The organism is Paraburkholderia antibiotica (assembly GCF_012927125.1).
In the GTDB taxonomy this organism is placed as follows: Bacteria; Pseudomonadota; Gammaproteobacteria; order Burkholderiales; family Burkholderiaceae; genus Paraburkholderia; species Paraburkholderia antibiotica.
This window is the reverse complement of sequence record NZ_JABBFZ010000023.1, coordinates 59,354-83,580: the sequence shown is the minus strand read 5'-3', so window position 1 is coordinate 83,580 and position 24,227 is coordinate 59,354. Positions and strand designations below refer to the sequence as shown.

Annotated in this window: 25 protein-coding genes; 17 read left to right on the top strand and 8 right to left on the bottom strand. The window is 63.1% G+C overall.

What is annotated here, in order from left to right; translation table 11 throughout:
* Window positions 1–153: 153 nt before the first annotated feature.
* Window positions 154–843: a FadR/GntR family transcriptional regulator gene (locus tag HHL14_RS27935; RefSeq protein ID WP_169500835.1), complete on the top strand. Its 690-nt coding sequence runs from the start codon at window positions 154–156 to the stop codon at window positions 841–843.
* A gap of 127 nt (window positions 844–970) precedes the next feature.
* Here HHL14_RS27935 and HHL14_RS27930 read toward each other — a convergent pair whose 3' ends face one another.
* Window positions 971–1,564: an acyl-homoserine-lactone synthase gene (locus HHL14_RS27930; RefSeq protein WP_169500834.1), complete on the bottom strand. Its 594-nt coding sequence runs from the start codon at window positions 1,562–1,564 to the stop codon at window positions 971–973.
* A gap of 153 nt (window positions 1,565–1,717) precedes the next feature.
* Between HHL14_RS27930 and HHL14_RS27925 the strand changes: the two genes are divergently transcribed.
* Window positions 1,718–2,035, top strand: a complete 318-nt coding sequence (locus HHL14_RS27925; protein ID WP_027195752.1) for a helix-turn-helix domain-containing protein — start codon at window positions 1,718–1,720, stop codon at window positions 2,033–2,035.
* Here the strand turns inward: HHL14_RS27925 and HHL14_RS27920 are convergent.
* On the bottom strand, window positions 2,019–2,723 hold the full coding sequence (locus tag HHL14_RS27920) for a helix-turn-helix transcriptional regulator (RefSeq protein ID WP_169500833.1): 705 nt from the start codon (window positions 2,721–2,723) through the stop codon (window positions 2,019–2,021). The two genes, HHL14_RS27925 and HHL14_RS27920, sit on opposite strands and share 17 nt — an antisense overlap.
* 591 nt (window positions 2,724–3,314) lie before the next feature.
* On the opposite strand from HHL14_RS27920, the gene HHL14_RS27915 reads away from it, so the two are divergent.
* The 7 genes from HHL14_RS27915 (at window position 3,315) to araD (ending at window position 11,865) form a co-directional block, all read left to right on the top strand.
* A complete protein-coding gene (locus HHL14_RS27915) occupies window positions 3,315–4,304 on the top strand; it encodes a dihydrodipicolinate synthase family protein (protein ID WP_169500832.1) in 990 nt (329 codons plus the stop codon).
* A complete protein-coding gene (locus HHL14_RS27910) occupies window positions 4,301–5,251 on the top strand; it encodes an SMP-30/gluconolactonase/LRE family protein (protein ID WP_169500831.1) in 951 nt (316 codons plus the stop codon). The genes HHL14_RS27915 and HHL14_RS27910 overlap by 4 nt, the downstream gene beginning before the upstream one ends.
* Before the next feature lie 443 nt (window positions 5,252–5,694).
* On the top strand, window positions 5,695–6,864 hold the full coding sequence (locus tag HHL14_RS27905) for an extracellular solute-binding protein (protein WP_169500830.1): 1,170 nt from the start codon (window positions 5,695–5,697) through the stop codon (window positions 6,862–6,864).
* A gap of 353 nt (window positions 6,865–7,217) precedes the next feature.
* The gene (locus tag HHL14_RS27900) at window positions 7,218–8,297 is read left to right on the top strand and encodes an ABC transporter ATP-binding protein (RefSeq protein ID WP_169500829.1); all 1,080 of its coding nucleotides are present in this window, start codon (window positions 7,218–7,220) and stop codon (window positions 8,295–8,297) included.
* A complete protein-coding gene (locus HHL14_RS27895) occupies window positions 8,294–9,181 on the top strand; it encodes an ABC transporter permease (RefSeq protein ID WP_169500828.1) in 888 nt (295 codons plus the stop codon). Before HHL14_RS27900 ends, HHL14_RS27895 begins: the two co-directional genes overlap by 4 nt.
* Window positions 9,181–10,098 (top strand): ABC transporter permease, encoded by a 918-nt coding sequence (locus tag HHL14_RS27890; protein WP_169500827.1) that lies wholly within the window; start codon window positions 9,181–9,183, stop codon window positions 10,096–10,098. The genes HHL14_RS27895 and HHL14_RS27890 overlap by 1 nt, the downstream gene beginning before the upstream one ends.
* A gap of 27 nt (window positions 10,099–10,125) precedes the next feature.
* Complete coding sequence (gene araD, locus HHL14_RS27885; RefSeq protein ID WP_169500826.1) at window positions 10,126–11,865, top strand: L-arabinonate dehydratase; 1,740 nt, start codon at window positions 10,126–10,128, stop codon at window positions 11,863–11,865.
* 188 nt (window positions 11,866–12,053) lie between these two features.
* Here the strand turns inward: araD and HHL14_RS27880 are convergent, their stop codons facing one another.
* Window positions 12,054–12,506: a DUF3005 domain-containing protein gene (locus HHL14_RS27880; RefSeq protein ID WP_169500825.1), complete on the bottom strand. Its 453-nt coding sequence runs from the start codon at window positions 12,504–12,506 to the stop codon at window positions 12,054–12,056.
* A gap of 309 nt (window positions 12,507–12,815) precedes the next feature.
* Between HHL14_RS27880 and HHL14_RS27875 the strand changes: the two genes are divergently transcribed.
* A complete protein-coding gene (locus tag HHL14_RS27875) occupies window positions 12,816–13,049 on the top strand; it encodes a hypothetical protein (protein ID WP_169500824.1) in 234 nt (77 codons plus the stop codon).
* 247 nt (window positions 13,050–13,296) lie between these two features.
* Window positions 13,297–14,223, top strand: coding sequence for a serine O-acetyltransferase EpsC (gene epsC, locus HHL14_RS27870; protein ID WP_169500823.1), 927 nt, complete (start codon window positions 13,297–13,299; stop codon window positions 14,221–14,223).
* Window positions 14,224–14,428: 205 nt separating this feature from the next.
* Here epsC and HHL14_RS27865 read toward each other — a convergent pair whose 3' ends face one another.
* The 3 genes from HHL14_RS27865 to HHL14_RS27855 all read right to left on the bottom strand — a co-directional run bounded on the left by HHL14_RS27865 (window position 14,429) and on the right by HHL14_RS27855 (window position 17,096).
* Entirely contained in the window at window positions 14,429–14,941 is a 513-nt protein-coding gene (locus HHL14_RS27865) for a metal-dependent hydrolase (protein WP_169500822.1), read from the bottom strand.
* 300 nt (window positions 14,942–15,241) lie between these two features.
* Entirely contained in the window at window positions 15,242–15,595 is a 354-nt protein-coding gene (locus tag HHL14_RS27860) for an LPS-assembly lipoprotein LptE (protein WP_169500821.1), read from the bottom strand.
* A 349-nt stretch (window positions 15,596–15,944) separates the two neighbouring features.
* Window positions 15,945–17,096: a porin gene (locus HHL14_RS27855; RefSeq protein WP_169500820.1), complete on the bottom strand. Its 1,152-nt coding sequence runs from the start codon at window positions 17,094–17,096 to the stop codon at window positions 15,945–15,947.
* A gap of 640 nt (window positions 17,097–17,736) precedes the next feature.
* Between HHL14_RS27855 and HHL14_RS27850 the strand changes: the two genes are divergently transcribed.
* A complete protein-coding gene (locus HHL14_RS27850) occupies window positions 17,737–18,279 on the top strand; it encodes a hypothetical protein (RefSeq protein WP_169500819.1) in 543 nt (180 codons plus the stop codon).
* Between the two features lie 95 nt (window positions 18,280–18,374).
* On the opposite strand, the gene HHL14_RS27845 is transcribed toward HHL14_RS27850, so the two are convergent.
* Window positions 18,375–18,806: a hypothetical protein gene (locus HHL14_RS27845; RefSeq protein ID WP_169500818.1), complete on the bottom strand. Its 432-nt coding sequence runs from the start codon at window positions 18,804–18,806 to the stop codon at window positions 18,375–18,377.
* A gap of 238 nt (window positions 18,807–19,044) precedes the next feature.
* On the opposite strand from HHL14_RS27845, the gene HHL14_RS27840 reads away from it, so the two are divergent.
* The 4 genes from HHL14_RS27840 to HHL14_RS27825 are packed head-to-tail and all read left to right on the top strand — an operon-like array spanning window position 19,045 to window position 22,375.
* The gene (locus HHL14_RS27840) at window positions 19,045–19,743 is read left to right on the top strand and encodes a CDP-alcohol phosphatidyltransferase family protein (protein WP_169500817.1); all 699 of its coding nucleotides are present in this window, start codon (window positions 19,045–19,047) and stop codon (window positions 19,741–19,743) included.
* The gene (locus HHL14_RS27835; RefSeq protein ID WP_169500816.1) at window positions 19,740–20,555 is read left to right on the top strand and encodes a HalD/BesD family halogenase; all 816 of its coding nucleotides are present in this window, start codon (window positions 19,740–19,742) and stop codon (window positions 20,553–20,555) included. The genes HHL14_RS27840 and HHL14_RS27835 overlap by 4 nt, the downstream gene beginning before the upstream one ends.
* Entirely contained in the window at window positions 20,552–21,583 is a 1,032-nt protein-coding gene (locus tag HHL14_RS27830) for a lysylphosphatidylglycerol synthase domain-containing protein (RefSeq protein ID WP_169500815.1), read from the top strand. The genes HHL14_RS27835 and HHL14_RS27830 overlap by 4 nt, the downstream gene beginning before the upstream one ends.
* A gap of 27 nt (window positions 21,584–21,610) precedes the next feature.
* The gene (locus tag HHL14_RS27825; protein ID WP_169500814.1) at window positions 21,611–22,375 is read left to right on the top strand and encodes a phosphocholine cytidylyltransferase family protein; all 765 of its coding nucleotides are present in this window, start codon (window positions 21,611–21,613) and stop codon (window positions 22,373–22,375) included.
* On the opposite strand, the gene HHL14_RS33630 is transcribed toward HHL14_RS27825, so the two are convergent.
* Window positions 22,359–22,490: a hypothetical protein gene (locus HHL14_RS33630; protein WP_268966654.1), complete on the bottom strand. Its 132-nt coding sequence runs from the start codon at window positions 22,488–22,490 to the stop codon at window positions 22,359–22,361. The two genes, HHL14_RS27825 and HHL14_RS33630, sit on opposite strands and share 17 nt — an antisense overlap.
* A gap of 45 nt (window positions 22,491–22,535) precedes the next feature.
* Between HHL14_RS33630 and HHL14_RS27820 the strand changes: the two genes are divergently transcribed.
* Entirely contained in the window at window positions 22,536–23,939 is a 1,404-nt protein-coding gene (locus HHL14_RS27820) for an MFS transporter (RefSeq protein WP_169500813.1), read from the top strand.
* Window positions 23,940–24,227: the final 288 nt, after the last annotated feature.

Below are 24,227 nucleotides of genomic sequence, written 5' to 3'. Positions count from 1 at the left end.
GGATGTAAATCAAACATTCGTCAAATATTCAGGTGCCGAACAGCCGTTGCGACGATGGGTGGGGCATCCGATACCGCGCGCATAAGTTTCTGAAGCCGTAATAGGGTTGCCCTTACAATCAGGCCATATTCAGACAAGCTGCCCAGTCCGCTGATGAACGATCGTAAAACCAAGGGCTTGCCCGACCAGATCTACGGCGACATTCTCAACCGTATCCTCGAGGGCGAATACAAGGAAGGCGAGCGTTTGCCGACCGAGCACGCGTTGGCCGAGCGCTTCGCGACCTCGCGGCCGACGGTGCGCGAAGCGCTGGCGCGACTGCGGGCGGACGGCATCATCACGACGCGGCACGGTTCGGGCACGACGGTCGCCCGGCGGCCCGATCCGGACGTGCGCCGGTTTGCGCCGCTCGAAACGCTGTCCGATATCCGCCGCTGCTATGAATTTCGCATCGTGACCGAAGCGGGAGCGGCCGCCCAGGCCGCGCTGAAGGCCGACGCCGACGACATCGCGGCGATCCAGCACGCGTGGGAGGAGCTCGAGCGCATCATCGAGGCGCAGGGAATTGGTGCGCACGACGACTTCATGTTCCATCTGGCGGTCGCGCGGGCGTCGAAGAACCCGTTTTTCATCACAGTGATGTCGTTCATCGAGGAGCAGATTCTGTTCAGCATGAACCTGTCGCGCAATCTGTCGCTGGTGAAGACGGTCGAGCGGCAGCGGCTGGTGCAGGACGAGCACATGGCGGTGCTCGACGCAATCCGCCGCGGAGATGCGGCGGGGGCGGAGGAAGCGATGCGCGCGCATCTCCAGAATGCGCTCGAACGGATGTTCGGTTCCTGAATCGGCACGCGCGTGGTCAGGTTGTCACGGTCGGGGAGCGCGGCGCGCACACGCTGCGGCTAAACGTCGTCAGGTGGCAACCTGGTTGAGATCAAATCTGGAACAGACTCCCGGATCAGACTTCCGTTTACGCCGCTGCGGCGACTGGCCCAAACAGCGAGGTCAGGGTTTTTTCGCTCACCGCGACATCCAGCGCTACGGCCCTTTCGACACCGATCTGCAGCGGCTCGCCGAGCCGGCTGATATCGAGGCCGGCCCGGCGCAGCATCCGTTCGATCGGCGTGGTGGTGACCGTCACGTAATGCGTGATGCCCATACGCTGGGCGAAGCGCATGACTTCCTGAATCGCGCGGATGGTCATATCCGTGAAACCAAACGACTGTTCTTCTCCACCCGTTTCGATGGCCCAGCGGCTCAGTTCCCAGATGTGCCGCCCGACCGGCGCGGCTGCGCCGTGCAGTAGCTGCGGGAAAGTGTCCTTCAGCATGTTGGGCCCTTCTGTCGGCATCAGTCGCCAACAGCCGCGTACACACTGCTTTTCGTCCTGAATCAGCATGTAGTGAGGGCTGAGTGCATCGTAGCCGTCGATTTCCATCCCCGCGATGGTCGGGATCTCCCAGCCGAGCCGGCCGTGAAACACCCGCGCCCGTAGGCGATACATCTCGTTGATGAGCTCGTTGTCGAATTCCTGCCGCATTCCAATACGGATCGTTGTGTGCATGACGTTCTCCTGAACGTGTTGGGGTTGCCAGTACTCAGGAAAACTTATGCATTTTGAATCCTTCCGACACCTACCTACCTGGATAGGTGTGGATGCTTATCGGGTAACGCAGAATTCAAACATGTATCCGCCAATAACCTACAAGGCTCGAAAATGGAACTTCTTGACAATCACTGGCAACCGCAGACCCACCTCCCGGCACGTCCCTCGGAGGTTTCCTCGGCAGTGGACCGCGTCCTGATCATCGCCTACCGGAAGAAGAAAAAGGAAAGCCAGCGCCGCTTCTGGGCTCGTTTCGGTGTGACGCAATCGCGCGGTAGCCGCTTCGAATCGGGCGCGGAGATTCCGGCACCGGTCTCGATCCTGCTGGGTCTGTATTTCACGAAGACCGTGTCCGACGCCGATCTGGGTCGCGCCGAACGCGTGATGTACAGCCGCGACGCCGCCGCGCTGCTCAACCCGGGTCAATAAGACCTAGCTGGGCCGCAATCACGGCGGCCGCACGCCGCGAATTCACGCCGAATTTCGTCCTGATGTTCTTCATGTGGAAGTTCACTACGGCTTCCGAACAATTCAGGATGTGGGATATCTCCCAGGTGGATTTGCCGCGTGCGGTCCATTTCAGACATTCACGCTCGCGCGGCGTGAGCTTGGGCAACAAGGTCTGAGCGTGCGAATTCAGATGGCGCTTGCTGGTGTCCATCACCAGATCGCGCAATAACACCAGGCTTGGCAATGCGGCGTTCACATCACGCCGGAATCCGTCGGACGGCATGTTGTCGTTGACGAAGCACATCATGCCGGCTTCCTGGTTGGGCCCGTGGATCGGTAGCGACACCCCCGAGCGCAGGCCATACGAGCGTGCTTCCTCATAAAGGGATTGCTGCTCGGCAGTCGAGAAAATGTCCGGCGTCCAGATCAGCGGCGCGGAGCGCGACAGACAATGCGCAACCGTCGGATCGAAATGGACCATTCCCGCGTCGTCGTATGTCTGGCGCCATGCCGGCGCATAGGTGCTGCGCAGGTACGCGTCTTCGAGGCGCATGGTCGGGCGCGGCAGCATCGCGATCAGAATCCTGTCGAAGCCCCATGTCTCGGCGAGGTCCGCGATCGCGCCGAACCATTCCGCCTCGTCGGCGGCGTCCAGTAGCGGTGCCATCTGCTCGATAAAATGTAGCGACAATTTTTGACTCTCTCAGGCTCGCAAACAACCCATTTGCGGTTAATTGCAGGCAGATGTTCCGCCTGCTTGTTTTATCCGGGGTAATTTATCACTAAAAATTGAATCGCAACGCCCTGGATTCCCCCGCTGAATGGACGGAGACGCCAGCTGCCTCGCGGCGCATTATGCCCATTGATATAAGTCTTTAGCTCATCCGAGTTTCATCGGCGATTACAACGGCTAATTTTCTGGCAATGATGGCATTTTAAGGTGTTTCATTGACCGCATTATTTCCGGATACCTCTCTCGTTAATCGTATTTGCACGATTATCTTGCAGATAGCTTAATCCCCGCGCGTATCTGTTTATCCCAAATGTCGGAAAACAGTCGTGTCGGATGCGGCCTCCCGCGTGCAGCTTCTATTGTCATACAAAAGAAGGTTTGGCGATTCGAGGGCTGCCTGTTCCGGCCCTTAAGCACATATCTCCAAACAAGGGTCCACATCGGCCATGTCAGTTGTTTGACAACTTTGAGCCTCGATGCTACCGTAAAAATCCTGGTTCTTCGTCGACTTCGCGTGGACTGATCATGAACGAATCTCCGCTCCATGACGGCGAGTTCGCCGCGTCGGTCATGGCGGTGCCGCCGCTTGCGCGCCGCGCCGACTACACGCTCGAGCCCACGCAGAATCTCGCATTGATCCGCCATATCGAGGCGGGCGGCGTGCGCACGCTGCTGTATGGCGGCAACGCGAACCTCTATCACGTCGCGGTCAGCGAATATCGCGAGCTGCTGGACATGCTGGCCGACGCCGCGAGTCCCGCGACCCGTGTGATCCCGGCGCTGGGCCCCGATTACGGCAAGATGCTCGACCAGGCGCGCATCCTCGCGCAGACCCGCTATCGGACCGCCATGGTGCTGCCGCTCGGCGGCTTCACGACGTCCGACGGCATCGAGGCGGGACTCGCACGCATCGCGGATATCGCGGGCATGCCGCTCACGCTGTATATCAAGAGTGAGAACTACCTCGACGTCGATGCGCTCGCGCGGCTGATCGACCGCGGCACGCTCTGCGCGATCAAATACGCGATCGCGCGCGACGATCCGGCGCACGATCCCTATCTGCGTCGGCTGCTGCAAAGTGTGCCGGCGACGAAGGTTGTGTCGGGCATGGGCGAGCGGCCGGCGCTCGTGCATCTGCGCGAATTCGGCCTTGCCGCGTGGACGACCGGTTCCGGCTGTCTCGCGCCGCGCATGGCGATGGCGCTGCTACGTGCCGTGCAAGGCGGCCGCGGCGTCCAGAGGGGGGAGCGCGCGGAGAGCGACATCGCGCAACGTCTATACGATGCATTTTTGCCGCTCGAAACCCTGCGCGAGCGGATTTCACTGATCCGCGTACTGCACGACGCGCTCACGTTGTCGGGCCTCGCCGACATGGGGCCGCTGCTGCCACTGCTCAGTTCGACGCCCGCCGAGCATCATGCGAAGATCGCGCAGACCGCGCAAACGCTGCTCGCCCTCGAACGCGCGTTCGCCGCCACCCACCCAACTCTCTCCGACACCCAGGCACCCGCATGACCGACCACAGCCGACGCTATCCCGATCCCTCCATCCGTGTATTCGATCCGCGCTTCAGGTCGCTGATTCTCGCGTCGGCGTCCGTCGAATGTCTGTATCAGGGCACGCGCTGGTCGGAGGGGCCGGTGTGGTTCGGCGACGGCCGCTATCTGCTGTGGAGCGACATCCCGAACGACCGCATCCTGCGCTGGGACGAAACGACCGGCGCGGTCAGCACGTTCCGGCAATCGTCGAACAATGCAAACGGCCACACGCGCGATCGCGAAGGGCGCCTCGTCAGCTGCGAGCACCTGACGCGCCGCGTTACGCGCACCGAGTACGACGGCTCGATCACCGTGCTCGCCGATCGCTATCAGGGCAAGCGCTTCAACTCGCCGAACGACGTGGTCGTCAAATCGGACGGCTCGATCTGGTTCACCGATCCGACCTTCGGCATCGACAGCTTCTACGAAGGCGAGCAGCAGGCGTCGGAGTTGAGCGCGTGCGTGTATCGGGTCGACGGGCAGTCGGGCGAAGTATCGATGGTCGCCGACGATGTGCTCGGTCCGAACGGTCTCGCGTTCTCGCCGGACGAAACGCTGCTGTATGTCGTCGAATCGCGCGGCGAGCCACGCAAGATCCGTGTGTTCGACGTCGACGCAAACGGCAAAGGCGCGGGCGCGATGCTATCGAACAATCGTGTGCTGATCGACGCGGGCCCAGGCACGCCCGATGGTTTTCGCGTCGATGTACACGGCAATCTGTGGTGCGGGTGGGGCATGGGCACCGACGAACTCGACGGCGTGCGCGTCTTCACCGCGCAGGGCGAAGCGCTCGGTCACATCGCATTGCCGGAGCGCTGCGCGAACGTGTGCTTCGGCGGACGGCATCGCAACCGGCTGTTCATGGCCGCGAGTCATGGGCTGTATTCGTTGTACGTGAACACGCGGGGTGTGCGCGGCGGGTGATCGCGAGCGAGCGTGAGCCTTGAGCCTGCGACGGCCGGCGCGGAACAAGCGCGAGGAGCACGCGCCAGAAACAAGCGCCAGAAACAAGCACGCGGAACAAACGCCGGGAGCAAGCAGCAGGCAAAGCACCCGCCGCCCACGCGTCGCCATCTTCATAGCCCGCTCCTCCAGCCCCCACAGCACCGCACTCACACACCAGTCGTCCGCTTGCCTGACAACGTTTGTTGCAAGCACCTCAGGGCTCGGGTTTGTCCCTGGGCGCAGCGAGCAACCCATTGAGCGATAAGGATTCCAGGGGGAAATCGCTGCGTTAGCGTACCGCCCGCACGGACGACTATTTGCTTGACATCGGCTGTTGCGCTTCGCTATGTTCCATTGATAGAAAGACACCGCCCGCGGCGCTTCGATCGGCGGGCTTCCATACCAAGAAGCGAGGAGACGCAATGACTGTTTCGCACAGGTTGTCGCTCAAGCTGGTATCCGTAGCTCTCGCGGCGAGCGCCGCTTTTACGCCGACCGCGCAGGCGGCCGATCCGGTCACGATCAATATCGTCGACGTCGCCGGCGATCTTCAACTCACGCAAAAAGGCTTCGAGGCGTTCAAGGCGAAAAATCCGAACCTCGTCGCGAACATCACGTTCACGAACGCGCCCGCGCCGCAACTGCCGGGCAAGATCAAGGCGATGCAGGCCGCGGGCCGCTCCGACATCGATCTTGTACTGACCGGCACCGACGCACTCGCGGCCGGCATCGAACAGAGTCTGTGGATCAAGCTGCTGCCCGACAACGCGGCGCAGTTTCCCGGCGTGCTCGACAAATACGCGCCGGGTCCGCGCAAGATGCAGGATCTCGCACAGGGCTACGGGCTCGAGGTCGCGTATATGCCGGCCGGTCCCCTGCTCGAATACAACCCCGCCAAGGTCAGCGATCCGCCGAAGACGCCCGAGCAACTGCTGCAATGGTGCAAGGCGCATCCCGACAAGCTGATCTATGCGCGGCCGGCCAACTCCGGCCCGGGTCGCACGTTCCTGATGGGCCTGCCCTACATCCTCGGCGATAAAGATCCGCAGGACCCGGTGCATGGCTGGGACAAGACGTGGGCGTTCCTCAAGCAGCTGAACGATTGCATTCCGTATTACCCCGGCGGCACGTCGGCGGTGATGAAGGAGCTCGGCGAAGGTACGCGCGACATGACGGTGACGGTGACCGGTTGGGACATCAATCCGCGTGCGCTCGGCATCGTGCCGGCCGAATTCCGCGTGCAGTCATTCGACAACATGACATGGGTCAACGACGCCCATTACATGGTGATTCCGAAAGGCGTGCCGAAAGAAAAGCTCGACGTGCTCTACAAGATGATGAACTTCATGCTGGAGCCCGCGCAGCAGGCGTTGACCTACGACGACGGTTATTTCTATCCGGGCCCGGCGATCAAGGGCGTCACCGTCGAGCAGGCGCCCGCGCATAGCCAGGAGGTGCTGAAGAAGTACGGCCGCCCCGAATACGCGAAGATGCTGACCGATCATCCGCATGCGTTGCCGCTGAACGCGGCGGCGATGGTTGCGGCCTTCAAAAAGTGGGATACCGACGTCGGCGCGCAGAAAACGCGGTAGGTTCGCGTTGTCGTTGTCGCCGCGATGGTGATTGCGATCGCGATCGCGGCGGCTGGCCGTGCTCCTCGTCGTTGCGTAGAGCGGAGAAAGGAACACGGCAAAACGGACACGGCAAAACGAACGCAGCAAAACGCCCCGAGCCTACGCGCGGTACGCGCTAACGGATGTTCCACCGCGCCGCAGCCCGGTTAGCCGTTCACGCGCAGCCGCGCGCCACGTCCTTCGTACTCCGTGCGGGCGCTTCGCATCGCGTCCGTCCCGCGCCAGCGGCATCATACGCTGCGCGCCCGTCGTTTGCGCGGCATCGGCATCGTTCGCCACCTCGCTCGCGTCAAGCGGATCAGGAAACCGCCATGAAGCATCAGTTTGAGCAGTTGCGGCTCGACTCGGTGAGCCGCAGTTTCACGAACGCACAAGGCCACGCGATCGCGGCGCTGCAAGAGCTCGATCTGACGATCCGGCGCGGCGAGTTCATCGCGTTGCTCGGGCCGTCGGGCTGCGGCAAGTCGACCGCGCTGAACTGCATTGCCGGTTTGCAGCCGCTCACCGGCGGCGGCATCTGGCTCGACGAGCGACGTATCGACGTGCTGCCGCCGGAAAAGCGCGGCTTCGGCATGGTGTTTCAGAACTATGCGCTGTTCCCGCATATGAGCGTGCTCGACAACGTCGGCTTTGGTCTGAAGATGCGCGGCGTCGGCAGGAGCGAAATCGCGCGACGCGCGCGCGAGGCGCTGCAACTCGTGCAACTGGTCGGCCATGAGCACAAGCTGCCCGGTCAACTGTCCGGCGGCCAGCAGCAGCGTGTCGCGATTGCGCGCGCGATCGTGATCGAGCCGCCGCTGATCCTGATGGACGAGCCGCTGTCGAATCTCGATACGAAGCTGCGCATCGAAATGCGCGCGGAGATTCGCCGCATCCATACCCAGCTCGAACGCGCGACGCTGTACGTGACGCACGATCAGGACGAGGCGCTGTCGATGGCCGATCGCATCGTCGTGATGAAGGAGGGCGTCGTGCAGCAGGTCGCGACGCCGAAAGAGGTCTATACGCGGCCACGCAATCTGCACGTTGCGCGTTTCATGGGCTATCGCAACGTCGCCGAGTTCATGCTGGAGGGGGCGCAAGGCGATGGCGTCGTGGTCGGCGCGAACGGCGTGCGGCTCGTCGGCACGCCGATGGCCGGTTTCGACGGCAAACGCGTGAGCGTCGCGTTGCGCCCCGAAGACATGGAGCGCGCCGCGCCCGGCGCGGACAATACGTTCGACGCGCTGATCGACGCGGTCGAATACGGCGGCCACGATTCGCTGCTGCGCGCGAAGACCGCGTTCGGCGATGTGTGGGCGCGCGTCGCCGGCGAATTCGCGCAAGGCGAGCGCATCACGTTGCGGGTGCGGCCATCGTGCGTGCTCGTCTACGAGGCCGAGGCCGCATGAACACGCCGACGCTCGTCCCCCCGCTGACTCCCCGCGCGCCGCGCGACGCGAAGGCCTGGCTCGTCACGCCCGCGCTGCTCTTCATCGTCGCGCTGTTCATCTATCCGTTCGCGTACGGACTCGCGCTGTCGTTCCGGCCGATGAACGGCGGCAGCGCGTGGGCCAACTATCTGACGTTCTTCACCGACACGTCGATGTGGCCGACGATCCTCGTCACGCTGAAGCTCGCGGTGCCGGCCACGTTGATCAACGTCGGCGTGTCGGTGCCGGTCGCATTCGCGCTGCGTCGCTACTCGCGCTATCAGAAGATCGTCACGACGCTGCTGGTGATTCCGGTGACGCTCGGCACCGTGCTGATCGCCGACGGCATGCTTACGTATTTCGGCCCGCATGGCTGGTTGCCGCAGGCCTTGCAGGCGCTGCATCTGTACACGCGGGAAGTGCGGCTCACGCATAACTTCACCGGCGTGCTGCTGTCGCTGATCGTGTCGGGCTTTCCGTTCGCGTTTCTGTTGACGCTGTCGTACGTGACCGGTATCGACCCGACGCTTGCGGCCGCGGCCGCGACGCTCGGCGCGAGTCCGTGGCAGCAGTTTCGTCGCATCTATTTCCCGCTGCTGGTGCCGGGGCTGACGATGGCCGCGTGTCTGTCGTTCGTGCAGGCGTTCTCGGTGTTTCCGTCGGCGGTGCTGCTCGGCGCGCCCGCTGGCCCGACGCGCGTGATGTCGATCGCCGCTGCCGAAGCCGCGTTCGAAAGCTACGATTATTCGCTCGCATCGGCGATCGCGATGGTGATGGGCTTCGTGCAACTGGTCGTAGTCGCCGCGCTGCTCGGCGCGCGCCGCTGGTTCTATCGCGGTCCCGCAACCGGAGGCAAAGGCTGATGACAACCGATCCTCGCGCGCCGCAAGCCGACTGGCCCGCCTCCGTCTCGCCGCAACCCGCGCAGCCCACGCAGCATGCACGTCAGCGCGCGAGCGTCGTCGCGCGCATCTGGCGCACGCTGGTGTGGGCCGTGATGGTGTTTTTCCTGCTCAACGTCGTGCTGCTGATTGCGACCGTCGCGGTTAATTCGATCGCGACACGCTGGTTCGGCACCGCGCTGCCGCAAGGTTTTACGCTGCACTGGTACGCGCAGGCGTGGAGCGACTTCCAGCTCGCGAGCGTGTTGTGGGTGACCGTGCAGGTGGTTGGCGCGGTCGTGTTGCTGTCGGTGCTGCTCGGCGTGCCGGCCGCCTATGCGCTCGCGCGCGTGCAGTTTCCCGGCAAGCGGCTCGTGATGCTGATCTTCCTGTTGCCGCTGATGGTGCCGCCTGTCACCTACGGCATACCGATGGCAACCGTGATGTACAAGGTCGGGCTCGCCGGCACGCTGTGGGGCGTGATCCTCGCGAACCTGGTGCCGGCGCTGCCGTTCGTGATTCTCGTGATGACGCCGTTCATCGAACAGATCGATCCGAATCTCGAAGCGGCCGCGCGTATTTTCGGCGCGAACACGTTCCGTTATTTCCGCTACGTGCTGCTGCCGCTGCTGGTGCCCGGCATGCTCGCGGCTGGGCTGCTGGTGCTGGTGCGCACGATCGGCATGTTCGAGCTGACGTTCTTTACCGCGGGACCGGCGACACAAACGCTGGTGGTCGCGCTGTACTACGCGGTATTCTCGACCGGCGTGCGCGCGCCGCAGTCGATCGACGCGATGGCGATGATCTATATGGCGATCACATTGATCTGGGTGCTGATTGCACTGCAATTCGTGAGCCCGACACAGATCGTTTCGCGCGTGAAGGAAGAGCGCCGCTGACGCGCTCGATGCCCCCTGGAGTAGACGTTGACGAAGAGAAAGACCCCCGAGGAATTGCGCAGTCATCGCTGGTATGGCGTGAACGATCTGCGTTCGTTCGGTCATCGCTCGCGCACCGCGCAGATGGGCTACAACCGCGACGAATACGCGGGCAAACCGGTCATCGCGATTCTGAATACGTGGAGCGAGATCAATCCTTGCCACACGCATTTCAAACAGCGCGTCGAGGAAGTGAAGCGCGGCATCTGGCAGGCCGGCGGCTTTCCGCTCGAACTGCCGGTGCAGACGCTGTCCGAGCCGTTCCAGAAGCCCACCACGATGCTGTACCGCAACTTCCTCGCGATGGAAGCGGAGGAAACGCTGCGCTCCTATCCGGCCGACGGTGTCGTGCTGATGGGCGGCTGCGACAAGACCACGCCCGCGCTGCTGATGGGCGCGATTTCGATGAACCTGCCGGCGATCTTTCTGCCGGCCGGTCCGATGCTGCGCGGCAACTGGAACGGCGTGACGCTCGGCTCCGGATCGGACTCGTGGAAGTACTGGGCCGAGCTGCGCGCGGGCACGATCACACCGGACGACTGGCAGGGCATCGAAGGCGGCATCGCTCGCTCGCCGGGTCACTGCATGACGATGGGCACCGCGTCGACGATGACGAGCGCGGCCGAAGCGCTCGGCTTCACGCTGCCCGGTTTCGCATCGATCCCGGCGACCGATTCGCGGCATGCGCAGATGGCCGCGAAAACCGGCATGCGCATCGTCGAGATGGTGTGGGAGGATCTGAAGCCGTCGGATCTGTTGACGGCCGCGTCGGTCGACAACGCGGTGACCACCTGCCTCGCGCTGTCCGGCTCGACCAATGCGATCGTGCATATGATCGCGCTCGCGCGGCGCGCGGGCATCGCGTTGACGCTCGATCGCTTCGACGAACTTGCGCGTCGCACGCCGGTGCTCGCGAACATCCGGCCGACTGGCGCGTATCTGATGGAGGATTTTTTCTATGCCGGCGGTTTGCGCGCGCTGCTCGCGGAGCTCGGTGAACTGATCGACCGTTCGCAGAGGACGGTGAACGGCCGCACGCTCGGCGAGAATCTCGCGGACGCGCAAATCTTCAACGACGACGTGATCCGCCGCCGCGCGAAACCGTTGCTGGCCGATAGCAGCCTCGCCGTGCTGCGCGGCAATCTCGCGCCCGACGGCGCGGTGATCAAGCCCGGCGCCGCCGAGCCGCGTCTGCTCGTGCATACCGGCCGCGCGGTGGTCTTCAGCGATTACAACGAAATGGCGGCGCGCATCGACGACGACGCGCTCGATATCGACGAGACCTGCGTGCTGGTGCTGCAACACGCGGGGCCGGTCGGCGCGGGCATGCCCGAATGGGGGCAACTGCCGATTCCGCGCAAGCTGCTGCAACGAGGCGTGCGCGATATGGTGCGCATCTCCGATGCGCGGATGAGCGGCACCAGCTACGGCGCATGCGTGTTGCACGTGGCGCCGGAGTCGTTCGTCGGCGGTCCGCTCGCGTTGGTGCAAAGCGGTGATCTGATCGAACTCGACGTGCCGCGCCGGCGCCTGAATCTGCTCGTCTGCGCCGACGAACTCGCGCGCCGCAAGGCCGCGTGGGTCAAGCCGGCGGCGCGCTTCGAACGCGGCTATGGCGCGCTGCATCAGGCGCACGTGCTGCAGGCCGATCAGGGTTGCGACTTCGATTTCCTGCAGCGCGACGGCGCCGCGAAGACAAGCGCTGGCGGCGAGCCGGAGATTCACTGAAGCCGGGCGAGTCGGCGTGAACTCCCGCGCGGACTCGACGGAAGAGTTAATCCACCAGATCTATAACAAGCTAACGCACGCACCGGAATTGAAACGGCGCGTGCGTCACTATTTACTGATTAATTGGAATAAATACGGTAATTCAAACACTGTATCGCGCGGGGTTACACGCGCGATACGCAGGACGTTTATTTCACGCGATGTAATTCGATCACGCGCGCGGGCCGCAAATGATTGAGCGCGTAGTGGATGCGGCCGCGATCCTGACGTTGGCCGACCGGACGCGGGTCGTTGTATTGGTGGTCGGCCGAGTAGCCGGCGAGCGGTTCGACCATGCCCTTGTCGATCACCGCATAGCCCGGTTCGAGCGCAAGCAGCAGATGATTGCCGCCGACCCGGCTGTCGAAGCCGGCCATGCCGTCGAGCGCTTCGGGCACGCTGTTATCGAGCGTCGCGTTGCTCGTGGTGATCTCGTCGGGCGAGATCGCACTGTGGCCCGCGATACGCGCGGCTTCGTGGTTCTTGCCGTCGGTGTCGACGGTGCTGTCGTGGGTGCGGTCGTTGTGCAGGTCCGTGCTTCGCGGGTCCTGCGTGTCCGGTTTCGTGCCGGCGTTTTCCGGCTTGCTGATCGCGCTGTTCATCGTGCATGCTCCTATAGAGGACAAGGTTTGAAAGCAGCAAAAACCGTTCCGGAAGGCCCGGCACCTTGCGCGCCGCGCGCTCTACGCAACGCATGTTTCCCCGCCGATCGACTGGCGATGACGTCCGCGATTCTTTTCGTTTTTTTTAATGGACGGGTATTTTCTACAGAGTATGATCTTACTCCGGCGAGCGACGCGCGGTTAAATTGACGAGATCCTCCGGCTGTTTCAGTGTAGTCGGAAATAACGAACAAACACGAAGGGCCGCGCGACTGAAAACATGTTACGGGCTTCAGGGGCGGGTGACACATGCACTTCGATGCTGCATTTACACATCGCGGCTATCTGTTGAATTGCGAACCGGCGCGCGCGGGCGACGGCTCATGGCAACCGTACGTGGTGATCTCGCGCTCGAGCGACGGCGAACTGGTCGCCAACCGTTTCTTTCCCACTGACCTGCGTTTCTCCGATGAAGCCGCGGCCATCGCACATGCGCGCGACTGGGCCGTGCGGTGGATCGATATGAGCAGCCTGACTATCTGACGCGTCGTAAGCCGATGCGCGAACGCATGCGGCGAGCGAGCCCGGCATGCGGCGCGGTTCATGTTGTGCATCGCGCCATGCGTCGCCGCGTGTCGCTGTGCATCGACGCAGCGGGCAGCCTCCAGCTGCACCCATACCCATGCCAGGGTCTCGGCGAACTGCGCCATGCCGCGCGGGCCGCGATAAAACGCGGTAATCTCTGCGGATAACCACTTTGAACCGTGCCCATTGCACGGCGCCGTCCCTTATGGCTAATGCGCCTTCCCAGAACTGGGGTCTCGAACAGATCGTCGCTGACCTGCGCGCCTCGCGCGAACAATTGCATCGCACGCGGCATCCGCTCGGCATTCGCGAGTTGCCGTCGCGCGAAGCCGTCAGCAGCATCGTCACCGGTCTGCGTGCCGCGCTCTTTCCGACGCATTACGGCGCGCCCGATCTGACCGACGAAACCGTCGACTACTACGTCGGCCACACGCTCGAAAGCACCTTGCGTTTGCTCGCCGAACAGATTCGCCGCGCGCTGCGCTTTCTACCCGAGTTCGGCGCGACGTCGGATGCCGAGTTGCAGGAGCGCGCGTTCGCGGTGGCACGCGAATTCGCGACGCAACTGCCGGGCATTCGCGCGCTGCTCGTCAGCGACATTCAGGCGGCTTTCACCGGCGACCCGGCCGCGCAGCACATCACCGAAATCCTGCTTTGCTATCCGGGCGTGTGGGCGATGACGCATCACCGGCTCGCGCATGCGCTGCATCGTCTGGGCGTGCCGCTGCTCGCGCGTTTCATCAACGAGATCGCGCATTCGGCAACCGGTATCGACATTCACCCGGGCGCGACGATCGGGCCGAGCTTCTTTATCGACCACGGCACCGGTGTCGTGATCGGCGAGACCGCGATCATCGGCGAGCGCGTGCGCGTGTACCAGGCGGTGACGCTCGGCGCGAAAAGTTTTGCGGCCGACGAAGACGGCGCGCTGATCAAGGGCAATGCCCGGCATCCGATCGTCGAGGACGACGTGGTGATCTACGCGGGCGCGACGATCCTCGGGCGCGTGACGATCGGGCGGGGTTCGGTGATCGGCGGCAATGTGTGGCTCACGCATAGCGTGCCGCCAGGCAGCAGCATTTCGCAGGGGAAGGTGCGTGAAGGCGAGCGCGATCACGAGGGGCGGCATTGACGCTGTGGGAGTGAGGTAGGTTACTGACGTACGCACGCTGACGCGTGCTATGGAAGCACATCACTAAGGCACGCGTTCGATACGCGGCAGCGAGCGCGCTGTTTAACGCGGTGGGTTGACTGCGTGCCTCAGCGCTGCCCGACTCGCAGCGCCCCATTCATTGCGAACAAGGCGCCGCGGCGCGCATGCACGCATCGTCGCGCGTCTAGCTTGTGCACCAGTGCCGCAGCCACAGCCATCCATACGCGTCGTGCAGCCACACGTGCTGGCCGATAAACCACGCGGCCGCCCACGACGCGGCGACTACGATCACATCGCAGTTCCCGCTATTCCACAGATTCAACGAATGACGCCCGACGATCCACGGTACGCCGAGCGGATTCGGCCAGTCCGCGAGCAGATGCATGAGGCCGCCGCACGCGAAGCCGAACGCGGGCGCCGCGTAGATCGAATGTCCGAGCGCGTGGTACGACACCGCGAGCAACGCTAACCAGCCGACGCCCCAATGCGTCAACGTGCGATGCGTGATCCACAGCCGTCGCGCGCGCGACCACCACGCGACTTCGAGCCAGTCCGGCGCGGTGCTGCCGGCCATGCCGGCGATAAAGCTCAGCAGCATGCCCGAATGAAAAAAACCGCCGCCGACGCGCGCGACGATCGTCGCGGCGATGACACCGGCCGCGAAACCGGTCGCATGATGCGCTTTGCTGGATGCCATCGAACCTCGCGGCATGAGCGCCGCCTGGAAAACAGAGGGCGGCTATGTTCGCAGATGCGCGAGCAAAAAAATAGCCGGCGCGCGAGATAAAAATCGCGCGCCGGCCGGATGTACTGGAAGCGGTGTGACGCATGACGAGGTTCGCGCAACATCGGGAGCGTCGCGCACGAGCGAACGCATCGACCAATGAGCGCGAACCTCGCGTGAAAAATAGCGCGAACGAAGCGCGAAGGGAGCTTGAAGTGCGCGTGAAGTGAGCGCGAAAAAAGCGCGCAAAAAGTACGAACGAGCGCGCGACGCTCAGGACGCGCAGCGCGCGATATCGAAGCGCATTTCCTCTTCGGGTGGATCGTCGGGCGCATTGGCCGGACGCATGACCTTGATGACCGTGCTGCCGTTGAGCGGCGTCAGCGTAATGAAGTACGAGTTGTGCGAGTCGGAGCCGACCGCGAGTTCGGTCGCGGCGCCGGCATGCGACGTGCGCACGCGCGGGAGACGGTCTTCGAGGCACGCGGCGATGGCGGCGGCCGGCCGCGACGACGATACGTAGACCATCGGCACGGACGCATCGCGCGCGGGACCGCCCGAGGAGCCGCAGGCGGCGAGAGTGGCGGTCAGGGTGACAGCGGGGGCAAGCAGGAGAAGTCTTTTCATGATCCGATCGTCGGCGTTCCCGGGTCGTGCATGGGAAAGTGAGGCGCGGGCGAAGCGCGATGCGCTGACGGGCAGCGCGATGCTTCGCGGCGAAGCTGCGATGCGGGGGCGTCGCTCGATCGCGGCACCGCAAGGCAGTCGGGGCAGTATACCCAGCATGCATCGGCATCGTCACTACGTGCCGTCGTTCATTCAACGATATGCCGGCCAACCAGTATGACGGCCCGGTATGACGGCCAATCGTAAGGCCCATGAAAAAACCCGCGACGTGATCGACTCACGCGCGGGTTTCGGTGCAGCGCGAGCGAATGGGCTCGCGCTGCCGCTGCCGGACGGAAAGCTGCCGGCGTTAGAAGCGATGGCGCATGCCGAGCGCGGCGGCCACCTGATTGCGGTTCGTCGACGGCGCGAGCGTGTTGATCGACGCGACGTTCACGCCCAGGTCGCCGAGCGTGCCCGACGCGTGTTGATACACGCCTTCGATGTACACGTCGGTGCGCTTGCTCAGCAGATAGTCGCCTTGCAGCGAAGCCGTGTGCCACCTCGGGGTGCCCGAGCCGTTCGAGCCGCTCATCTTGCCGTTGGTGAACGTGTACGAAGCAGCGAGACTCAGTGCCGGCGTCAGCGCGTAACGGCCGTTCACTTCGTAGTTGTCCAGATGCAGATTGGTACCGGCGATGCCCGGCAGCGTCGCGCCGCCGACGTTCATGCTGGTGATGCCGTCCAGTTGCGAGTGCGTGTACACGAAGCCGACGACGGCGGGACCGTACGCGTAGTTGATACCCGCGCCATACGTGCGCTGCAGATGCGCGCCGATGGCCGAAGTGCCGTCGCCTTGCGAGACCGCGCCGTTCAGGTTCGAGCTGCCCGAGTTGTTCAGTTGCAGGTAGGCGGCGGCCACGCTCAGCGGGCCGTTGTCGTACGAAGCGCCCGCGCTCCATGCGCGATTGTTCGAGAAGTCGCCGGCCGCGTTGCTGAAGCCGTACAGGCCGCCGAACTTCAGGCCGCCGTAGTTCACGCTCGTGTACTTGACGGCGTTCTTGATCGAGAACGAGCTGGCCAGATTGTCGTTGTTGAACGGGTGGGCCGCGAGATTGTTGCCGTAGCCTTCGCCCGTTTCCGACAGCGGCGCCACGTAATCGCTCACCGAGTCGTATTGACGGCCGAAAGTCAGCGTGCCGAAGTTATTGCTGCGCAGGCCGACGAACGCCTGGCGGTTGAACAGCGTGTTGCTTTCGGTGTTGTGACCGTTGCTCAGGTTGAAGCCGTTTTCCAACGTGAAGATCGCGTGCAGACCGCCACCGAGGTCTTCGCTGCCGCGCAGACCGAAATAGGTGTTCGACAGCGAACCGCTGCCTTGTTGCCAGTTGCTGTGGCCGCCCTGGTTGTTCGAGTAGACGACGCCGGCGTCGAGCGAGCCGTACAGCGTGACGCTGCTTTGGGCGTGTGCGGTGACGGCGAGAGCGCTCAGCAGGCTTGCCGCGATGAGAGTTTTTTTCATAGGGGATCACTCCGGGATAGTGCATGGAGAATCGGCGTTCCAGCGATGACGCGCCGTTTGCGCTCGATGACTGGCGATTCGCGATGCAGTGTATTCCGGTTCCGCATTCGGTTAATTGCGAGTAGTACGATAATGAGTTTTTTAAATTGAGAATGTGAAATTAATTGCGTAAGTGCTGACGAATAAAAGAAATTTATTTTTTGCTATTTAAATGCGGAAAGCATTGTCAAGTCCGGGATGTTGTCCCTTCGCGACACGCAAGCGCTTGTGCATGTGGGGAGAGAAGCTGTCTGAAGCCTTTCGTTGCCTATCGATTCCTGCTGTTTTTTGCAATGCATTTTTCCGATAGACATCTTAAATCAAGATAATTTGCCATTTATAATTCTCATCGACCCCTATGACCAAAGGGTGTCTTTTTCATTTTTACACGCGGCCCTCGGGTCGCGTTTTTTTATCTCTAATTAAAAGCTGGCTTTAACCATCCGGCACAGGACGAAACAGCTTATTACGGCAAGGGCATGGGCGGTGGAGCTCGTCGCGACTTGTCCGTTTGTCGGAGGGAGCAGGGCGGGGCGCTCGCGGGAAGGTAAAATCGCGGGCTCGAATCTGTTAAACGCCTCGCGAAGTGAGTGAACCTGTGATGACCGACATGCCCTTTCCCTCGTCCGATACGGACGCCGAATTCCTGACCGACGACGCGTCGTCCGAGGCAGACGACGATAGCGTGCACGAAGAGCGTCTGTGGCGCGACAACGGCTGGACCGCGCGCATCATCAAGAATGAAGACGACGAAGGCTGGGCCGTCGAAATGATCAAGGACGGCGAGGCCGAGCCCGCACTCGTCGGACCGTGGACGATGGGCCGCAACAAGAAGGATCCGAAGCCGCTCGACGTATCGGCGTTCAACACGCTGGTGAAAACCGCGTCGGAAGTGCTGCGCCGTCACGAGCAGCAACTGCGCGCGCAATTGCACAAAACGCTGCGGGTGCCGAGCGCGGACGGTAACGACGAACTCGAGATCACGCTCGACATCGTCCCCGACGAAGACGAACCGTACGCACTACTGACCGCGTTCGATAGCTTCGGTGAACAGATCGCTCAGGTGCAGGTCGCGCCGACGTTCAAGCTCAGCAAGGCAAGCGCGGTGGCGTGGGTCGAAAACGAATTCCGCCGGCCGGGTTGAGTCGCGGCGGGAAAGGCTGTGTCAGCGGTGATGATGGAGCCGGATCCGCAGCTGGCGGGGACCGGCGTAACGACGAACCGGCGCGCTGAGCCGGCCTAGCTGCGCTTGCAGAAAATCGCGGTAATGAGTGGCGCGACGTGATGCACGATCGCCGTGCTGCCGGCCTCCTTCAGCGCGCTCTTGACCTTGTCTTCGCTGCCGAATACAACCGCGCCATACGCGGACTGCGCAAGCGGTTCGCCGTCGCCCTCGCGGAACAGCGGGTCGTCTTTTTCGAAGCCGACCACGGCGAACACGCGAAATCCGAACGCGGTCAGATTGGCGTTGGGTGTCGGCGAAAACGCGTTGATCGAATTGCGCTCGACGTGGCTTGGCTTCGGGTTGATCAGTTGCTGCTCCAGCAGATCGGCGATGAACTGGTGGCCGCTCTCGTTACACGTGAGCGGCGCATCGAGTTCCGCGGCGAACGAGGGGAGCGGCAGCGCGGCGGCTGCGAGCAACAAAACAGAAGCAAGAAGACGGTTCATGAGCTTAGGAGGCAGGCCCGCTGATGTAGTGGATTCGCAACGGCCGGCGACGTAGCGGAAGCGCCGCGTAGCGTTGTGCATCGAAGGGATTCGGCGTGACAGGCGCAAACCGGATTCGCACTTTATCGCTATTCGCCGAATCCCGCTTTGTGACAGACACACGAATGCCATCGACAAACCGCAAAGAAACGCACGGTAAGAAAGCAATCTTTCACGATCCCGTATATATTTCCGGGTTATGACTTCGCAACCCCGACCTCCATTAAACGTCCCATTGCCACGCACGTGGGACGCCCGGCTCGCCCGCCGGCTCGTGACACCGCTAGTCGATACCTGGGTCACGCCCAATCACCTCACCACGCTGCGCCTGCTGATCGGCGTGGCAGGCGCGCTGTGCCTCGCGCGCGGCGGATTTGCGTGGGCCAATGCGGGCGCACTGCTGATTGTATTGTCAAATTTTGTCGATCATACGGACGGCGAGCTTGCGCGCATCGGCGGCAAGTCGAGCCGTATCGGTCATTTTTACGACCTCGCCTGCGATGCGCTCGTCACGGTGATGCTGTTCGTCGGCATGGGCGTCGGTGTCGGCGGCACGCTGATCGGCGGCTTGAAGATCGCGCCGGGCGTGCTCGGCGCGGCGGCCGGCGTGGCGATTGCACTGATTTTCTTCCTGCGGATGCGGATCGAGGAAATGGCCGGCAAGGCGGGAACGAAGCAGGCGTCGCTCGGCGGTTTCGAAACCGAGGACGTGCTGTATCTGCTACCTATCGTCACGCTGACCAACGTGGTCGCGCCGTTCGTCGTGGTTGCATCGATTGGCGCGCCGCTGTTCGCCGCATGGGTCGTGGTCGACTACTGGCGCGTCGCGCGCCGTGTCGCCCGTCCGACGGTCAATGCCGCCAAGGCTTCCGAAACTCAACTTTGGGCCAGCGAATGAGTACCCACGCCGAAGACGACGTTATCGCGCCCGTGTCGTCAGTTGCACCCGCAGCCACCCTCACGCCCGCGCCCGATCCCGACCGCGCGGTCGCGAGCCGCACGCGCACGTTCGACAACGCACGTCTGCGCCAGGAATTCGCCGCGCAGGACGCGTTCCTGTATCTGGAAGATTTCCTCGCACCGGAAGTGACCGCGCAGCTGATTCACAGCGCGCGGGCGCTGCTCGATGAAGTCAACCGCAACTATCTGCCGGGACACAAGCAGGGTGGCAGCGTGAGCCGCCATACGATCGACCGGCTCGCGCCGTTCATCGCCGAGCTGTATCGCTCCAAGGAACTGATCGGTTGGCTCGAACAGCTGAGCGGCGACAAGCTGCAGGTGTCGCCCGCCGACGACCCGCATGCGTACGCGCTCTACTACTACACGCGGCCGGGCGATCATATCGGCTGGCACTACGATACTTCGTACTACGACGGACGCCGCTATACGCTGCTGCTCGGCGTGATCGACGACTCGTCGTGCCGGCTCGAGTACGAACTGCATACCCGCAATCCCGACGTGCCGGATCAGCCGGGTTCGGTGCAGTATCCGCCGGGCAGCCTGGTGTTTTTCGACGGCGACAAGCTGCGCCATCGGATCACGCCGGCCGGCGCGAACGAAATGCGCGTATCGCTGACGTTCGAATACGTCACCGATCCGAACATGCGGCCGTGGCGCCGTTTTATCTCCAATATGAAGGACGCGATCGCGTACTTCGGCTTCCGTCAGGTATTCCGTCAGATGATCTCGCGTGGTAAGGACGCCGCATGAGTCGCGCGGCCCTGCTTCTGCTCTCGATCGGCACGATGCTGTTCGTCGGCCTGCTCGCATGGCAGGGGTTCGGCTCGGTGGCGTCGACCTTGCTTGCGGCCGGTTGGGGGCTCGCGGCGGTCGCGGTGTTCCACGTCGTGCCGCTGGTACTCGATGCCGGTGCGATCGCGGTGCTGCTCAGGCGTAGCGACACAGCGGACCACAGCGCGCGCGCGCACGAGCCGTCGCTGCGCGACGCGATATTCGCGCGCTGGATCGGCGAATCGGTGAACAGTCTGTTGCCGGCGGGGCAGATCGGCGGACCGGTCGTGATGGTGCGGCAGCTGTCGCAGCGCGGCATGCTGATGCGCGACGCGGCCGCTGCGATCACCGTCAGTACGACCTGGCAGGCGCTCGCGCAAATCCTGTTCGCGCTGGGCGGCCTGGCGCTGTTCGGCGCTTATGCCGCGCAGGGTTCGTTGCATGACTTGCGCGCCGCGACGCTGATCGCGACCTGTGTGCTCGGCGCGATGATCGCCGGGTTCTATTTCGCGCAGCGGCGTGGCCTGTTCGGCCGCTTGCTCGGCGTGGTGTCGAAGGTGTTCGGCAAGCGTGACTGGTCGTCGCTGATGACGCGCGCGGAAGCGGTCGATGCCGCCGTGCAATTGCTGTATCGCGAGCGCGGCCGGGTTGCGGCGAGCTTCGCGCTGAGCTTCGTCGGCTGGGTTGTCGGCACGGTCGAGGTGTGGCTTCTGCTGCGTTTTCTCGGCCATCCGGTCGGCTGGATCGACGCGCTGCTGCTCGAAAGCATCGGCCAGGCGATTCGCGGCGCAGCGTTCATGATTCCGGGCTCGCTCGGCGTGCAGGAGGGTGGCTATCTGCTGCTCGCGCCGCTGGTGGGGCTGCCGCCCGACGCGGCGCTGGCGTTGTCGCTCGCCAAGCGTGCGCGTGAAATCCTGCTGGGCCTGCCAGGCCTGCTGGTTTTGCATTTCAGCGAACGAAACTGGCAACGACGGCGCGCGCTACGGCGCATTCCGGTTGCCGATTGATCTCCGTATTTTTTCAAAGGACCGCGCATGCGCGCCATCATTCTCGCAGCGGGCCTCGGCCTGCGTCTTCAGCAGCCGCCGCAAGCCCAGTTTCCGAAGTGCCTGTTGCAGTTCGACGGCATGAGCCTGCTCGAACGGCATCTGCAGATGCTCGAAACCGCCGGCGTGACCGACGTCGTGCTGGCGCTCGGTTTCCAGCCGGAATCGGTGCAGGCGGAACTCGCGCGTATCAACTGGCCGCATAAGGTAGAGACCGTGATCAATCCGCGCTTCGATCTGGGCAGCGTGCTGACGGTGCATACCGTGGCCGATGCGCTGACGCGCGGCGGCGACGTGCTGCTGATGGACGCGGACGTGCTCTACGACGAGCGCATTCTGAGTGCGCTGGTGGCGGGCGAATCGGTCAACCGTCTGCTGATCGACCGTGATTTCGAAGCGGGCGACGAGCCCGTCAAGCTGTGTCTGAAAGACGGCGTGCCGGTCGAGTTGCGCAAGCAGCTCGCGGTCAATCTGGAGTACGACACGATCGGCGAGTCGGTCGGCTTCTTCCGCTTCCGCCAGGAAACCGCGCGGCGCTTCACGCAGATCGTCGCCGGTTATATCGACAGCGGCCGCGCGAACATGCCGCACGAAGAGGCGGTGCGCGACCTGCTGCTCGAGCGCAGCCAGGTGTTCGATACCGCCGACGTGACCGGCGCGCCGTGGATCGAAATCGACTTCCCGAACGACGTCGCGCGCGCCACCAGCGAGATCCTGCCGCAACTGCAGCCGCTCGTCAGCGCATCGCGATAAGCTGCGTGCCGCGGCGGCGCGGCATCGCCCCGGTCTCGTACCGATTGGTGGTCCGCGCCGCGTCACCCAGCAAAATCCCCTCGCGCAACAACATTTGTTGCTGCCGCAGTGCCATAATCGACGCTTTCCATTGAAGGCTTCGCCGCCTGTCGTCACGACAATGCCGCTCGCTTTAGGCGCTTTCATCGTTCCGCTGATCGTCGCGTGTGCGATGTTCATGGAAAACGTGGACGGCACGGTCATCGTGACGTCGCTGCCGGTTCTGGCGCGCGATCTCGGCCACGATCCGATTACCCTGAAGCTCGCGGTCACCGCGTATGTGATCGGCCTGGGCGTGTTTATCCCGATCTGCGGCTGGGTCGCTGACCGCTTCGGCTCGCGCACCGTGTTTCGCACCGCGATCGGCATCTTCATGGCGGGCTCGCTGCTATGCGCGGCCTCCACCTCGCTCGACACCTTCGTGCTTGCGCGCTTCGTGCAAGGTATCGGCGGCGCGCTAATGGTGCCGGTCGGGCGCATCATTATTTTCCGTTCGCTGCCGAAGTCCGAGTTTATCCGCGCGATGAACTATCTATCGGTGCCGGCACTGCTCGGCCCGGTGGTCGGGCCGCCGCTCGGCGGCTTTATCACCACCTATCTGCACTGGCGGCTGATCTTCGTCATCAACGTGCCGATCGGTTTGCTCGGCATCTGGCTCACCAACAAATACATCGCCAATGCGCGCGAGCCGCATCCCGGTCGGCTCGACTGGATCGGCTTCGTGCTGTCCGCGAGCGGTGCGTCGCTGTTCATGCTGGGGTTGTCGCTCGTCGGCGGCGAACTGGTGTCGACCGGCGAGTCGGTCGGCATGTGCGTGACCGGCATCGTGCTGCTGCTGATCTATGTGCTGTACGCGAATCGCGTCGCGTTGCCGGTGCTCGATCTGCGTTTGCTGCGCATTCCGAGTTTTCATGCGAGCGTGGTCGGCGGTTCGTTGTTTCGTATTGGTCTCGGCGCGGTGCCGTTCCTGTTGCCGCTCGCGTTGCAGGAAGGACTCGGCATGACCGCGTTCAGGGCGGGGGCGATTACCTGTGCATCGGCATTCGGCTCGATCTTCATGAAGACGATCGCATCGCGCATTCTTGGCCATTTCGGCTTTCGCACCGTGCTGATGGTCAATGCCGCTTGCGCGGGTCTCGCGATCGCCGTGTATGGGCTGTTCTTTCCTGGCACGCCGCATTGGCTGATCTGGTGCGTGGTGCTGGTGGGTGGCTTTTTCCCGTCGCTGCAATTCACTTCGCTGAATACGCTCGCGTATGCGGATATTCCGAGCAGCGAGGTCGGCCGCGCGACGAGTGTCGCGAGCGTGATCCAGCAGATGTCGCTCGGTCTCGGCGTGACGATCTCGGGTATCGTGCTGCAGATTTCGCATCATCTGCAGGGGCATCCGAAGATCATGTTCTCCGATTTCTGGCCGGCGTTTCTGGTGGTCGGACTATTCTCGTGCCTGTCGATTCCCATTACCGCGCGCCTGCCGCATAACGCCGGCGATGAGATTGCGCGCGGTAGTCGCGGGAAGGCATAAGGGCGTTTGATTCGCCGAGTCGTTTCAACTCGCTTCAACATGCATCACCGCGTGCGCGTTGCCTCGATCTCACGATCGTCTGCTGTTCCAATTTCGCTATTCGTGCGATATCGATCCGCCATCGCTGCAATTGCGATTCACGCTGCTCGCCCTGAGCCGTGTGTGTTGCGCGTTCTTTTTAAGCCTTGTTTCAAGGCCTTTTTGTGTGCTGCAGCATGCTCCCTACGAAATGTAGCAGCTTCGCAAACGTTGACGTGGCGTGTTATAAGCGCAAGATAGCCTGAGCGT

Bases quoted from the DNA above. Each gene is read 5' to 3' on its own strand.
- HHL14_RS27865 (WP_169500822.1), bottom strand. From the start codon at position 14,941: ATGGCATCCAGCAAAGCGCATCATGCGACCGGTTTCGCGGCCGGTGTC.
- HHL14_RS27930 (WP_169500834.1), bottom strand. From the start codon at position 1,564: ATGCACACAACGATCCGTATTGGAATGCGGCAGGAATTCGACAACGAG.
- HHL14_RS27895 (WP_169500828.1), top strand. From the start codon at position 8,294: ATGAACACGCCGACGCTCGTCCCCCCGCTGACTCCCCGCGCGCCGCGC.
- HHL14_RS27935 (WP_169500835.1), top strand. From the start codon at position 154: ATGAACGATCGTAAAACCAAGGGCTTGCCCGACCAGATCTACGGCGAC.
- HHL14_RS27880 (WP_169500825.1), bottom strand. From the start codon at position 12,506: ATGAACAGCGCGATCAGCAAGCCGGAAAACGCCGGCACGAAACCGGAC.
- HHL14_RS27890 (WP_169500827.1), top strand. From the start codon at position 9,181: ATGACAACCGATCCTCGCGCGCCGCAAGCCGACTGGCCCGCCTCCGTC.
- HHL14_RS27910 (WP_169500831.1), top strand. From the start codon at position 4,301: ATGACCGACCACAGCCGACGCTATCCCGATCCCTCCATCCGTGTATTC.
- HHL14_RS27835 (WP_169500816.1), top strand. From the start codon at position 19,740: ATGAGTACCCACGCCGAAGACGACGTTATCGCGCCCGTGTCGTCAGTT.
- HHL14_RS27850 (WP_169500819.1), top strand. From the start codon at position 17,737: ATGACCGACATGCCCTTTCCCTCGTCCGATACGGACGCCGAATTCCTG.
- HHL14_RS27875 (WP_169500824.1), top strand. From the start codon at position 12,816: ATGCACTTCGATGCTGCATTTACACATCGCGGCTATCTGTTGAATTGC.
- HHL14_RS27830 (WP_169500815.1), top strand. From the start codon at position 20,552: ATGAGTCGCGCGGCCCTGCTTCTGCTCTCGATCGGCACGATGCTGTTC.
- HHL14_RS27840 (WP_169500817.1), top strand. From the start codon at position 19,045: ATGACTTCGCAACCCCGACCTCCATTAAACGTCCCATTGCCACGCACG.
- epsC (WP_169500823.1), top strand. From the start codon at position 13,297: ATGGCTAATGCGCCTTCCCAGAACTGGGGTCTCGAACAGATCGTCGCT.
- HHL14_RS27845 (WP_169500818.1), bottom strand. From the start codon at position 18,806: ATGAACCGTCTTCTTGCTTCTGTTTTGTTGCTCGCAGCCGCCGCGCTG.
- HHL14_RS27915 (WP_169500832.1), top strand. From the start codon at position 3,315: ATGAACGAATCTCCGCTCCATGACGGCGAGTTCGCCGCGTCGGTCATG.
- HHL14_RS27860 (WP_169500821.1), bottom strand. From the start codon at position 15,595: ATGAAAAGACTTCTCCTGCTTGCCCCCGCTGTCACCCTGACCGCCACT.
- HHL14_RS27855 (WP_169500820.1), bottom strand. From the start codon at position 17,096: ATGAAAAAAACTCTCATCGCGGCAAGCCTGCTGAGCGCTCTCGCCGTC.
- HHL14_RS27920 (WP_169500833.1), bottom strand. From the start codon at position 2,723: ATGGCACCGCTACTGGACGCCGCCGACGAGGCGGAATGGTTCGGCGCG.
- HHL14_RS33630 (WP_268966654.1), bottom strand. From the start codon at position 22,490: ATGGCACTGCGGCAGCAACAAATGTTGTTGCGCGAGGGGATTTTGCTG.
- HHL14_RS27905 (WP_169500830.1), top strand. From the start codon at position 5,695: ATGACTGTTTCGCACAGGTTGTCGCTCAAGCTGGTATCCGTAGCTCTC.
- HHL14_RS27825 (WP_169500814.1), top strand. From the start codon at position 21,611: ATGCGCGCCATCATTCTCGCAGCGGGCCTCGGCCTGCGTCTTCAGCAG.
- HHL14_RS27900 (WP_169500829.1), top strand. From the start codon at position 7,218: ATGAAGCATCAGTTTGAGCAGTTGCGGCTCGACTCGGTGAGCCGCAGT.
- HHL14_RS27820 (WP_169500813.1), top strand. From the start codon at position 22,536: ATGCCGCTCGCTTTAGGCGCTTTCATCGTTCCGCTGATCGTCGCGTGT.
- HHL14_RS27925 (WP_027195752.1), top strand. From the start codon at position 1,718: ATGGAACTTCTTGACAATCACTGGCAACCGCAGACCCACCTCCCGGCA.